This window comes from Phytoactinopolyspora limicola (assembly GCF_011320225.1).
Lineage (GTDB): Bacteria > Actinomycetota > Actinomycetes > Jiangellales > Jiangellaceae > Phytoactinopolyspora > Phytoactinopolyspora limicola.
Map to the genome: position 1 here is coordinate 248,584 of NZ_JAAOEN010000002.1, position 12,403 is coordinate 260,986.

10 protein-coding genes are annotated in these 12,403 nt (G+C 65.8%); 1 reads left to right on the forward strand and 9 read right to left on the reverse strand.

What is annotated here, in order from left to right; genetic code table 11:
- Window positions 1-148: 148 nt before the first annotated feature.
- The 5 genes from rpmE to G8760_RS06815 form a co-directional block, all read right to left on the reverse strand.
- A complete protein-coding gene (gene rpmE / locus G8760_RS06795; protein WP_166348766.1) occupies window positions 149-364 on the reverse strand; it encodes a 50S ribosomal protein L31 in 216 nt (71 codons plus the stop codon).
- A gap of 242 nt (window positions 365-606) precedes the next feature.
- On the reverse strand, window positions 607-2,682 hold the full coding sequence (gene rho / locus G8760_RS06800; protein WP_166348769.1) for a transcription termination factor Rho: 2,076 nt from the start codon (window positions 2,680-2,682) through the stop codon (window positions 607-609).
- Between the two features lie 268 nt (window positions 2,683-2,950).
- Window positions 2,951-3,952 carry a homoserine kinase gene (thrB, locus tag G8760_RS06805; protein ID WP_166348772.1) on the reverse strand — a complete coding sequence of 334 codons (1,002 nt, stop codon included), beginning with the start codon at window positions 3,950-3,952 and terminating at the stop codon, window positions 2,951-2,953.
- A 13-nt stretch (window positions 3,953-3,965) separates the two neighbouring features.
- The gene (gene thrC, locus G8760_RS06810) at window positions 3,966-5,045 is read right to left on the reverse strand and encodes a threonine synthase (RefSeq protein WP_166349967.1); all 1,080 of its coding nucleotides are present in this window, start codon (window positions 5,043-5,045) and stop codon (window positions 3,966-3,968) included.
- Between the two features lie 99 nt (window positions 5,046-5,144).
- Window positions 5,145-6,449 (reverse strand): homoserine dehydrogenase, encoded by a 1,305-nt coding sequence (locus G8760_RS06815; RefSeq protein ID WP_166348775.1) that lies wholly within the window; start codon window positions 6,447-6,449, stop codon window positions 5,145-5,147.
- A 548-nt stretch (window positions 6,450-6,997) separates the two neighbouring features.
- On the opposite strand from G8760_RS06815, the gene G8760_RS06820 reads away from it, so the two are divergent.
- Window positions 6,998-8,338, forward strand: coding sequence for a Fic family protein (locus tag G8760_RS06820; protein WP_166348778.1), 1,341 nt, complete (start codon window positions 6,998-7,000; stop codon window positions 8,336-8,338).
- A 265-nt stretch (window positions 8,339-8,603) separates the two neighbouring features.
- On the opposite strand, the gene phnE (G8760_RS06825) is transcribed toward G8760_RS06820, so the two are convergent.
- The 4 genes from phnE (G8760_RS06825) to G8760_RS06840 form a co-directional block, all read right to left on the reverse strand.
- The gene (phnE, locus tag G8760_RS06825; RefSeq protein WP_166348781.1) at window positions 8,604-9,479 is read right to left on the reverse strand and encodes a phosphonate ABC transporter, permease protein PhnE; all 876 of its coding nucleotides are present in this window, start codon (window positions 9,477-9,479) and stop codon (window positions 8,604-8,606) included.
- Complete coding sequence (gene phnE / locus G8760_RS06830) at window positions 9,476-10,333, reverse strand: phosphonate ABC transporter, permease protein PhnE (RefSeq protein WP_166348784.1); 858 nt, start codon at window positions 10,331-10,333, stop codon at window positions 9,476-9,478. The genes phnE (G8760_RS06825) and phnE (G8760_RS06830) overlap by 4 nt, the downstream gene beginning before the upstream one ends.
- The gene (gene phnC, locus G8760_RS06835; protein WP_166348787.1) at window positions 10,330-11,106 is read right to left on the reverse strand and encodes a phosphonate ABC transporter ATP-binding protein; all 777 of its coding nucleotides are present in this window, start codon (window positions 11,104-11,106) and stop codon (window positions 10,330-10,332) included. The genes phnE (G8760_RS06830) and phnC overlap by 4 nt, the downstream gene beginning before the upstream one ends.
- A 154-nt stretch (window positions 11,107-11,260) precedes the next feature.
- Complete coding sequence (locus G8760_RS06840) at window positions 11,261-12,301, reverse strand: phosphate/phosphite/phosphonate ABC transporter substrate-binding protein (protein ID WP_166348790.1); 1,041 nt, start codon at window positions 12,299-12,301, stop codon at window positions 11,261-11,263.
- Between the last annotated feature and the right edge of the window lie 102 nt (window positions 12,302-12,403).

Consider the following 12,403-nt stretch of genomic DNA (forward strand, 5'->3'; position numbering starts at 1 on the left):
TCTCCACCCCGGCCGTGTTCTTTGCGGGTTGCGGGTCGCTATAGCGACCCGAAACCGGCAACGATCACCTCTACAAGACGACTACGGCGGGTGCACGCTCGTTGTGCGTGCACCCGCCTTATGTCGACTAGTGCTCCGAGTCGAACTCCTAGTCGGACTTCTTCTTGCCGTACCGGGACTCGAACCGGGCAACCCGGCCACCGGTGTCGAGGATCTTCTGCTTACCCGTGTAGAAGGGGTGGCAGTTGGAGCAGATGTCGGCGTGGATGACGCCATTGGCCGACGTGCTCCGCGTGGTGAACGTGTTACCACAGGTACACGTGACCGTGGTCTCCACGTACGGCGGGTGGATGTCGTTTTTCATGTCATGCACTCCTGGGTCTCGACGAGCGCCGGGTCGGTCAGGGCGGACGTGCCCAGCCGTGAACCGGCACCGCCTATCAAGTATTCCAGCCCGTCACGTCTGCACCAAACCGGGCCTACCACTCGCGCCGAACGTGCTCGGTCACACTCAGCCGAGTACCAACTACCCCCGGTGATCGTTGCCGCCTTCAGGTCGCTATAGCGACCTCATCTTGGGTTCGATCACCGGGGGTGGGGCAACGTCTACTCGTCGTCCTTCGAGCCGTTCCCGCCGATGGTGGGCGTGGTCTTCTGGACGTTCATGAGGAACTCGGCGTTGCTCTTCGTCTTCTTCAACCGGTCCAGCATGAGCTCGATGGCCTGCTGCGGATCCAAGGCCGACAAGACCCGGCGCAGCTGCCACATGATGACCAGCTCTTCCTTCGAGACCAAGATCTCCTCGCGCCGAGTACTGGACGCGTCGACATCGATAGCCGGGTAAAGGCGCTTGTCGGCGAGGTCACGGCGCAACCGCAGCTCCATGTTGCCGGTGCCCTTGAACTCCTCGAAGATAACCTCGTCCATCTTGGAGCCGGTCTCGATGAGCGCGGTCGCCAAGATGGTCAGCGAGCCGCCGTTCTCGATGTTGCGGGCCGCTCCGAAGAACTTCTTCGGCGGGTACAGCGCCGCGGAGTCGACACCACCGGACAAGATACGTCCGCTGGCCGGTGCCGCGAGGTTGTAGGCCCGCCCGAGCCGGGTGATGCCGTCCAGCAGGATGACGACGTCGTGGCCGAGTTCAACCAGCCGCTTAGCCCGCTCGATAGCCAGCTCCGCGACCGTGGTGTGATCGTCAGCCGGGCGATCGAACGTGGATGCGATCACCTCGCCCTTCACCGAACGCTGGAAGTCGGTGACCTCTTCCGGCCGCTCGTCCACGAGCACCACCATGAGGTGGGCCTCGGGGTTGTTCGTGGTGATCGCATTGGCCAGCGCCTGCATGAACAGCGTCTTGCCGGCTTTCGGCGGCGAGACGATGAGCCCACGCTGCCCCTTGCCGATGGGCGCCACGAGGTCGACGATGCGGGTGGACAGGACACCGGCCTCTGTCTCCAGACGGAGCCGGTCCTGCGGGTACAGCGGAGTGAGCCGGGCGAAATCGGGGCGCTGCTTGGCCGCCTCCGGGTCAGCGCCGTTGACGGTATCGACCCGGACCAGGGCGTTGAACTTCTGCTGTTTCTCGCCTTCCCGCGGCTGGCGCACAGCACCGGTGACGGCGTCGCCCTTCCGCAGACCATGCCGGCGAACCAGAGCTAACGACACGTACACGTCGTTCGGGCCAGGCAGGTAACCGGACGTCCGGACGAACGCGTAGTTGTCGAGGATGTCGATAATCCCGGCGACGGGAATCAGGACGTCGTCCTCGAGGATCTGTGGCTCCTCGGGCCGCTCCCGGCCGCCTCCGCTGCTGCGACGGTCCCGGCTGTTACGCCCGCGGTCACGTCGCCGGCGGCGGCCCCGCCCAGCCTCGTCGTCATCGTCGACGCGGTCACGCCGCCGGTCGGAGTCGGCGTCGCGGCCGTCCTGGCGGTTGTCCTGGCGACGGTCGTCCGGGCGGTTGTCCGGCCGACGATCATCCTGGCGGTTGTCCTGGCGACGGTCGTCCTGACGGTTGTCCGGCCGACGATCATCCTGACGGTTGTCCGGCCGACGATTCTCCGAGCGGCGGTTGTCCTGCCGACGGTTGTCCTGCCGGCGGTTATCGCCACGTCCTTCGTCCGACTCGGCTGCCGGCCGCTCGTCGCGGTTCTGCTGGTCGGAGCGCGCCTGCTGGTCGGTGGCGGCTGCCTGCGCACCGGCGGTCGACGCGTCGTCCGTCATCGAGGGGGTGTCGTCACCGTGGGTTTCTGGTGCGGCCTGCGGCCTGGTGGCCCGGCGCGGTCCGCGCCGGCTCGAACGGGCCGGCGCGACGGCCGGCTCGCCGTCGGTCTCGCCACTAGTGGAATCCCCGCTGGCCGCTGCCGACGGCGCGGTAGCCGGAGCGTCGTTACCCAGGGCCGGTTGGCTGGCCGGAGCCTTCTGTTTCGACGGCGCAGCGCCCGCGGCCGGGAGATTGGCCTGCGTCGCTTTGATCGCGTCGACGAGCTGTGCCTTGCGCATCCGGCCGGAGCCCTTGATACCCAGCTGGGCCGCCACCTGCTGGAGTTCAGCCAGCACCATGCCGTCCAGACCAGGCGCACGTTTACGTTGCCGCTTGGGCGCAGTGCCGTCGCCCGCGGCTGATGGTGCCGTGGTGGAGTCCAGCGCCTCGGAGACGCCGGGAATCTCGGTGTTTGTCACTCAGGGTCCTTCCCTGGGGCAGCACCGGCTAGATCTGCCGGCGCGTCTAACACCTCGGGGATGTATCCCCGAGTACGTGATATTGCACGATGCAACTGATGGTCAACCCTGCTTCGGAACTAGCACAGGCAAGCCCTGGAAGAGGTTTCAGATCCACGGCCCGCTGCGGAGAATCCGCTATGCCATGGTTACCGACCGTGCAGTGCGTCGGTGCGTAACCGAGCGTAGCACGCCACAGGCCGTTTGACCCAGACTCGCCACGCCCAATTCATCTCGGGCCGACCGCCGATCCTGACCCGCCTTTTACACCCACGTCGAAGCCCTCTTCCACTAGTCCTCCGGAGGACGCCTCGACGGTCGCTCCCGCGGCGTCGACGGGTAGCTCGCGGACATCCCATCCGGTGGCGATCCCGCGCACCCGGGCGACGTCGCCAGCCCGTCCTAGGACGAGTACGGTCGGTCCGGCGCCGGACACCACCGCCGCCAAACCTTGCTCTCGCAAGGCGCTGACCAGTGTCAACGTGGCCGGCATCGCCGGCCTCCGGTACTCCTGGTGTAGATGGTCCTCGGTTGCGTCGAGCAGGAGGCTGGGCTGACGGGTCAGCGCCTCGACGAGCAGCGCCGCCCGGCCGGCGTTGCGGGCCGCGTCCGCATGCGGCACCGACGCGGGCAACAGGCCACGCGCTGCTTTGGTGGAAACCGCCTCCGGGGCGATACACACCACCGGGGTGACGTCGGGATGGACCTCGAGCCGCGTGACCCGTACCACACCGGACCTATCGGTCCAGGCGATCGTCAGACCTCCCACGAGACATGGTGCGACGTTGTCGGGGTGCCCTTCCAGGTGGCTGGCCAGACCCAGCAGGCCGGCCCGCGACTCGTCGTCGACCGGCTGGTCCGCGGTCAGCACATGGGCGGCCAGGACTCCCGCCACGATGGCGGCGGCCGACGAGCCCAGGCCACGTCCGTGAGGGAGCACGTTGTGGCAGGTCAACTCAAGCCCGCCCAGTGTGGCGCCGGCTGCGGCGAAGCCCGCCTGCACGGCCCGGACGACGAGGTGCCCATCGTCGAGCGGGACCTCGCCGGCACCCGCACCCTGAACCGACACGGAGATCGTAGGCGCTCCAGCCGCACTGGGCGCACCGCCGACCCGCACCTCGACGACGTCGTGCAGGCCCAAGGCGAGTCCGAAGGCGTCGAACCCAGGCCCTAGGTTCGCGCTGGTGGCCGGTACCCGCACCCGGACCCAGCGGTGCGCCGAGGTGGTCACGTCCGGCTCCTGGTCATTCACCGAGCCCGAGCGCCTCCGCGGCCGCGGAAGCTTCGGCTGCGATCCGGTACGGGCGGATCTCGCCGTAGAACGAACTGGCGGTGTCGACGTCCTTCAAGCCGTGCCCGGTGACCGTGACGACGACGCGCTGCCCGCGGTTGATCCGGCCCTGCTGCGCCAACTGAAGTAGGCCGGCCACTCCCGCGGCGGACGCGGGTTCGACGAACAGGCCTTCGCGACCCGACAGCTCCTGCTGCGCGGCAAGGATCTGCTCGTCGGTGACGGCCTCGATGAGGCCACCAGACTGATCCCGCGCCTGCACGGCGGTCTCCCAGGAGGCGGGATTGCCGATCCGGATCGCGCTTGCCACCGTCTCGGGTGCGGCCACGGGAACCCCATCCACCAGCGGAGCCGCGCCAGCGGCCTGAAACCCCCACATGCGTGGGCGATGGGTGGCGGGGCCGTCGGCGGCGTATTCGGTGTACCCCAACCAGTACGCCGAGATATTGCCGGCGTTGCCCACCGGGAGTACGTGGATGTCGGGTGCGTCACCGAGGTCATCGACCACCTCGAACGCGGCTGTCTTCTGCCCCGCTATCCGGTACGGGTTGACGGAGTTGACTAGCGCCACCGGATACGTCTCGGCCAACTCTCGAGCCAATCGCAGGCAGTCGTCGAAGTTGCCGTCGACGGCGGCGATGACCCCGCCGTGCACGACGGCCTGCGCGAGCTTGGGGCCGGCGATCTTGCCGTCCGGCACCAACACCACCGGCCGCATGCCGGCCCGTACCGCGTACGCGGCCATCGACGCGCTGGTGTTACCGGTCGAGGCGCAGACGACGGCCTCGGCGCCCTCTTCGGCGGCCTTGGAGATGGCCACCGTCATACCGCGATCCTTGAACGAACCCGTCGGGTTGACCCCTTCGACCTTGAGGTGGACCTCACACCCGGTCTGCTCGGACAACCACGGCGCCGGCACCAGCGGGGTGCCACCTTCGCGGAGCGTGACGACGGGGGTGCTGGAGGTGACCGGGAGCCGCTCCCGGTACTCCTCGATCACGCCGCCCCACAGCCGGCTCCGGGTCTTCACCATTCCACCAGGTCCATTAGGCACGACGTCCATTATCCACCCGACCGGCCAGCGAGCCAGCCCGGGCTGCAACCTGGGGCGGATGGCCGGATGGCACGAAAGCTACTCGCCTTCGACGCGCATCACCGACATGACCTCGCGGACCGTGTCCAACTGGCTGAGCCCGTTGACGGTGGCGGTCAGGGCCTCGTCGGTGGCCTGATGAGTGACGATCACGAGGTCGGCGCCGTCCGGGCCCTCGGTGCGCTGCCGCACGGTCTCGATGGAGACGTCGTGCCGGGCGAACTCGGTGGCTACCGCGGCCAGCACACCCGGACGATCGTCGACGTCGAGGCTGATGTGGTAGCGGGTGACGGTCTGCCCCATGGACCGGACTGGACGGTCGGCATACCAGGACCCTCCCGGACCGGTGACACCGCCGACCCGATGCCGAGCCACCGTCACGACGTCACCGAGGACCGCGCTGGCAGTGGGGGCCCCGCCGGCTCCCGGGCCATAGAACATCAGCTGACCGGCTGCCGCGGCTTCGACGAAGACGGCGTTGTAGGCGCCACGTACGCCGGCGAGTGGATGCGAGCGCGGGATCATGGCCGGGTGCACCCGCACGCCGACGGTGCTGCCGTCGCCGGTGAGTTCACAGATGGCGAGGAGTTTGACGACCGCACCCATCGCCTTGGCGCTGGCGACGTCGGCGGTGGTGACGTCGGAGATACCCTCGCGGTGCACGTCGGCGGCGCTCACCGGCGAGTGGAAGGCGATCCCCGCCAGGATCGCGGCTTTCGCCGCGGCGTCGAAACCGTCGACGTCAGCGGTGGGGTCAGCTTCGGCGTACCCGAGTGCCTGGGCCTCCTCCAGAGCCTCGGCGAACCCGGTGCCCTGGGAGTCCATCTGGTCCAGGATGTAGTTGGTGGTGCCGTTGACGATGCCCAACACACGGGTGATGTGGTCGCCGGCCAACGACTCGCGCAAGGGGCGCAGCAGTGGGATGGCGCCGGCCACGGCAGCTTCGTAGTAGAGGTCGACGCCGTGTTTGTCGGCGGCCGTGTGCAGCGCGTATCCGTCGTCGGCGAGTAATGCCTTGTTGGCGGTGACAACCGACTTGCCGCGCTCCATGGCGGTCAGGATGAGGCTACGGGCCGGCTCGATCCCGCCCACCACTTCGATGACGAGATCGACGTCGTCCCGGGCGACCAAGCCGGCGGCGTCGGCCGTGAACAGGCTCGGGTCGATGCCGGTATCGGATCGGTCGCGGTCGAGGCGGCGCACCGCCACCCCGGCCAGCTCGAGCCGGGCGCCGATGCGCGCGGCCAGGTCCGTGGAGTGATCGTTGAGCTGCCGGGCAACCTCGGACCCGACGACGCCACAACCAAGGAGCGCCACGCGCAGGACGGGCCCTGGAGTGCTCATGTGCGTCCTCCTCTAACATCGACCGGATCCAGTGTCGGCGAACGGCGGAGGATCTAGCGCCATCCGTCCATGATGCGAGACATCCATCTCACGATACGCCACCCCTGCCGTAGATCCTCCACCAACCATGCACGTTCTCAGCGAGGGTAGACGAGCTGCGTCACGTCAGTGCTCGCCTACCATCCGCGGATGGATCACGTCGAGCCCGGGCGGCCCCCAGCGCCCCCATAAGAAACACTGCGTCGATCGGTACAGCTTGCCCCACGGCTCGTCACTCGGGGCCACCAGCCTATGTACGCACGACGCGTTGCTCCAAGACGTGGAGCAACTAGCAGCAACTAGCCGTTGGCGCGAGACTCGCGCGACCCCGGCATACCAGTTACACCAACACCGCCCACGGCGATGAAGCCGAGGGCAGTGATGTTGCGGATGCTCATGCGGATACACGCGATACGTTGCTCCAAGACTTGGAGCAATTAGCAGCAACTAGCAGTAAGCTCTTACTCCTAGTCCAAGCGTGGCTTGGAGTTGGAGTTGTGGAGGTCCACGTGCGGATACCGATGCCGCCGCCCGCTGTCCAAGACATCCTGCGTGATCTTGAGCAACGTGGCCGCATGATGGAAGTGCTTCGGGCCATGGGCGAAGGTGATGGAGCCGCCGACCCATACCTACCGTGGGACGAACTCAGGCATCGACAACCTCCGGATGGCCTCACATCCGAAGAATGGTGGCTGCGCGTCAAGTTTACCCGGCGCGGCATGCGAAGGATGTTGCCACTGCTGGACAAGAACAGCTCACAGTTCAACTACACGCTGCCCGACGTAGTGCTCAAGTCAATCGAGTCCGTCAACAGCAGCTTGAGCGGCAACATTTCCCTGAGCGAGCAGGTAACTAATCCAGCCACACGCGACAGGTATCTTATTAGTTCACTGATCGAAGAGGCGATCACGTCAAGTCAGCTCGAAGGCGCCTCAACATCCCGCTTAGTCGCGAAAGAGATGATCAGGACTGGGCGCGCACCAGTCGACCGCAGCGAACAAATGATCCTCAACAACTTCAATGCAATGCGGCGCGTTACGGAACTGCGAGACGCCGAGTTCACGCCTGACCGAATCCTTGAGCTCCACCGAATCGTCACCGAGGGCACGCTTGACGAGCCATCTGCAGCAGGTCGATTACAGCATGAGGATGAAGTTCGAGTTGCCGTGTATGACGATGGATACAGCCAGGTGCTTCATGAACCCCCACCCGCGGTCGAGCTGCCGGAGCGCCTGGATCGCCTGTGCCGATTTGCGAATGGTCAAGAAGATGGCGGCTACCTACCGCCCGTATTACGTGCGATCACGAGCCACTTCATGATCGGTTACGATCATCCGTTCGAGGATGGCAACGGGCGCACCGCGAGGTTGCTCTTCTACTGGTCGATGCTCAAGCAGGGATATTGGCTGACGGAGTTCGTTACCATTTCACAGATTCTGAAGAACGCTCCAGCAAAATACGCTCGCAGCTATCTCCACACAGAGCAAGACGAGAGCGACCTAACATACTTCTATATATATCAGCTCGGAGTCCTTGAACGGGCCATTAAAGGCCTGAATGAGTACCTGAAACGGAAGATGTTTGAGGTTCGAGAATTCCAACGCTCCCTTGCGCTTCGGCCGGGGCAGTTCAACCATCGTCAACTGTCAGTCCTCGAGCATGCCGTTCACAACCCATCTGCGCAGTACACCGCACAATCGCACGCCAGCAGCCACAACATCACGGTTGAGACTGCCAGGCAAGACCTACTAGCCCTTGAACATATGGATCTTATGCGAAAAATCAAGATAGGAAAGGCGTTTACATGGTACCCAATTGATGACCTTGCCGGAGCGCTGAAAGAGCTGTGAGCTGGCCTCCATGCCCCTTTGCGGGCCACCATCACCCGGGTCGGGCTGGTCTCAACTTCCACTCCTTTGCTGCTACGAAGCCGACGGCGAGGGTCTCCCCACTCACCGAGTCCACGAGGCACCGCGGGGCCAGGCTTTCACTCGTTCACGGCTAGCCGAATCGCCAGCCGCAGCCAGAGGTGGCGGTGACTTTCGTTCCTAGTGCCATGGTGTCGGATGCCGTCGATGACTTCCCGGTACTGGCATCGGCTGCCGGTCGACCTGATCAGACGATCTGCTGGGGATCCTGGACCACATGGCCGTACACCGACCGCGGGCCCCGGATGATCCGTCGCCGGATCGCCCCGGAGACGGTGTCGATGATGATGGTGACGAGCACGACGACGATCAGCGCCATCCCGGCGGTGCCCCAGTTGCGGAACTCGATGTTCTGCTGCAACATCGTCCCGATTCCACCGGCGCCCACGACCCCGAGGACGGCCGACGCCCGGATGTTGATCTCGAATCGGTACAGCCAGAACGCGACGATCTCCGGCATCACCTGCGGAATTACCGCCCATCTGATGCGCTGAACCTTCGAGCCACCCGCCGCCGCGGCCGCTTCGACCGGGCCTTTGCCGCACCCTTCGATGATCTCAGCCGAGAGTTTGCCGATGGTGCCGGTAGAACTGAGCCCAATGGCGACCGTCCCCGCGAGGGGCCCCAGCCCGAAGATCGGAATGAGCGCCACCGCGAAGATGATCTCCGGGATGGCTCTGGGGATGTTCAGCAACTGACGGGTGACGACGACGCTGACCCGCCCGGAGATGTTCTGCGCGGCAAGAAACGCCAGCGGGAAGGAGAGCACCGCCGCGATCATGGTGCCGAGCCAGGCAATGGCGACCGACTCCCACATCGATTCCAGCGCGTCGGGCAGGTCATCGAGGTCGAGATCGGTGAACATCAACCTAGCGATGTTCCACAGCTGGCCCGGTGCCTCCGGCAGCCGTTCCCACCTGGCGTCCACACTGAGGGCGGCGCCGAGGAAGCCGCCGACCACGGCCACCGTGACGACCAGCCGGAACCAGTTGAACGGTTTTTCCGGGCGTACTGCCCGCTCGAACCGCGCTTCGTTGGCTGTTTGGATCCGCGCCCGGCTCACAGCAGCCGCCTCCGCAACATCATCGAGATCCTCTCCACAACGATGACGACGATGAGGAAGCCGACGACGACACCCCAGACCCGGTCCCACTGGCCGCTTATCCGGTAGTCGTTGATGACAGCGCCGATGCCACCGGCGCCGACGAAGCCCAGTACCGCCGACGCCCGCAGATTCAGCTCGAAGCAATACATGGAGAACGACGTGTAGGCGGGCAGTACCTGCGGGAACACTGCCGTCCGGAGCATTTGCAGGTGTGATGCGCCACTTGCCCGGGCCGCCTCGACCGGGCCGTGATCGATCCCGTCGATGGTGTCGGACGTCAGCTTCGTCACCACGCCGATGGAGAAGAAGAACAGAGCGAGCATGCCCGGCAGAGCACCGATGCCGACCGCCGCGACGAACAGCAAAGCCCACAGCAGGTCGGGAATCGACCGGATGACGTTGTTGAACAGTTTGATCGCCGCATACGCGATCCGGTTCGGCGCGCCCAGCTTGGAGTTGAACAGGGCCAGCGGCAACGCGACCAGGGCACCGGAGATGGTGCTCACCAACGCCATCTGCAGCGTCTCCAGGAAGCCGTTGCGGGCCCGGGTTCCGGTGAGCACACCGAAGTCGATCTCGCCGAGCCCGCGCATCGGTGCGTTGGGCCTGGTCAACCCGTCCCAGATCTCGGTCAGAGAAAACCCGACGCCGAACCGCCAGTCCGCGCCGGCGGCGATGGTCACGGCGGCCAGCCCGATCAGGCCACCCAGCATGAACAGGCTCGGCCGGGGCTTCTTTGGGCGCTCGGTACGGGGACGGTCCGCGGCCGCAGTGCTCAGCTCAGCGCCGGGCGCGGAGTCCGGCTCGTTCACAAGGCCGCCTCGGCCTCGAGGACGTCGTCGGCCGTCAGGCTCCGGCCATAGATCTGCTCGAAGACTTTCTCGTCGGCTTCCCGGCCCGGCCCGTCGAACACCAGCCGACCGCCCCGCAGGCCGATCACCCGATCCGCGTATTCCCTGGCCAGGTCCAGAAAGTGCAGATTGACCAGGGTGGTGATCCCGAGTTCGCGGTTGACCTTCTGCAGGTACCGCATCACCGAGTGCGACGTGGGCGGGTCGAGTGACGCGACCGGCTCGTCGGCGAGCAGCACCGTGGGCCGCTGAGCCAATGCCCGAGCGATGCCGACCCGCTGCTGCTGTCCGCCAGAGAGGTTCGCCGCCCGTACGTAGGCCTTGTCGACGATCTCGACGACCTCCAGAGCCTGCATGGCCACCTCGACCTCGGCCGCGCCCCACCAGCCGAGCAGCGAACGCCAACTCGGGACCCGGTTCAGCCGCCCCATCAAGACGTTGTTCAGCACGGTGGTCCGGTTCACCAGGTTGAAGTGCTGAAAGATCATGCCGACGTCTGCCCGGAGGGCACGTAGCTGGCGCTTCGAGAGCTGACCAACTTCGCGGTCTCCGACGTGGACTGAACCCCCGGTGGGTGGCACCAATCCGTTCACCGTGCGGATCAGAGTGGACTTGCCGGCACCAGACAAGCCCACGATGACGACGAACTCACCGTCGGGGATCTCCAGATCCACGCCGTCCAGCGCTTTCACGCCACCGGGGTAGGTCACCGTCGCCTGTTCGAAGCGGATCATGCCAGTCCCCCTTGTCGAGGTGGTGAACCACCGTCCAGCCGCCACGGCAAACCCGCGGGTCGGGCGGTACGTGGACCGCCCGACCCCATGCTGGCAGTGGCCCGCCGTTCGGGTGGGTCGAGTACATCACAGGCCGACGGCCCCAGACTCACACTCAATCGTCCAGCAGCTCGCCGAGCTCGGACACCAGCGTACGGATGGGATCGTAGGCCGCGGAGTCGACCGGGACCAGGCCGTCGATGTTGTACAGGCTGTTCAGCACCTCACGGCCCTCATCGGTCTCCGCGATCTCGATCAACGCGTCGGTGATCGCCTGCTTCAGATCGTCCGGCAGGTCACGGGCCACGGCGAAGCCGTCGTTGGGAATCGGCGGCGACCACGCGAACACGACGACTTCCTCGCCGACGTCCTCGAACTGGTCGACTACTTCACCGCGCGCGTCGTTGAACGACACACCAACGGCCGCATCACCTCGGTAGACGGCGAGAACCGCGTTGTCGTGACCACCGGCGAAGATCGGCTCGACCCCGGTCTGGGGATCGATCCCGGCCTCGAACAGCTGCAACGACGGCACGAGGTGACCGGACGCCGACCCCTGGGAGACGAACGCCACCGGCTCACCGGCGGCCCGGGCGATGGCGTCCTCGCCGATGGGGCCGTCGCCGGGGCCGGTCGCGTCTTCGACACCATTGCAGAACAGGAACCCATCGACGTCGACCGGGTCGGTGTCGCAGTAGGTATCGGGGTCGTTGGTGAACCACTGGGTGACGTACTGGACGTCGCCGAAGCGCTCCGATTGGAGAATCAGGTCGGCCCCGGCCTGAGCCTCAGCCTGCACCATCTGTTGCGGTCCGAGGCCACCAGCGATGCCAGCCTGCCCCGCCTCCAGCGCGACGATCACCCCGGCGTAGTCCGTGGCGACGAACGGATCGATCGATATGTCGAGGCGCTCCTCCAGCATCTCGGCCAGCGGCCCGGCGTCATCGACGAGTTGCTGTGCTTCCCTCGACGGGGTGAAGACCAGGACGAGTTCGTCCGGCCAGTCGGCCCCCGCCTCGGGTTCGCCTTCGGCCTCCCCGTTGTCGTCGGTGGTGACGTCGGTGTCAGCGTCGTCGCCGTTACCGTTGTCGTCGCCACCGCACGCGGCTAACAATGCCACCGCGGCGGCTACCGCGAGCCATTTCGTGATCTTCATCGAATACTCACTCCTTGCGACGAGGCCGAAAACACCGGACACCTTATATTCAGCACATCACCCGCCCGTGACGAGTCGTTCAACTCACCGGTGGTGAGCGTC

Coding starts and splice junctions, on each gene's coding strand:
- rpmE (WP_166348766.1), bottom strand. CDS start 364: ATGAAAAACGACATCCACCCGCCGTACGTGGAGACCACGGTCACGTGT.
- G8760_RS06815 (WP_166348775.1), bottom strand. CDS start 6,449: ATGAGCACTCCAGGGCCCGTCCTGCGCGTGGCGCTCCTTGGTTGTGGC.
- thrC (WP_166349967.1), bottom strand. CDS start 5,045: ATGGTGAAGACCCGGAGCCGGCTGTGGGGCGGCGTGATCGAGGAGTAC.
- phnC (WP_166348787.1), bottom strand. CDS start 11,106: ATGATCCGCTTCGAACAGGCGACGGTGACCTACCCCGGTGGCGTGAAA.
- G8760_RS06840 (WP_166348790.1), bottom strand. CDS start 12,301: ATGAAGATCACGAAATGGCTCGCGGTAGCCGCCGCGGTGGCATTGTTA.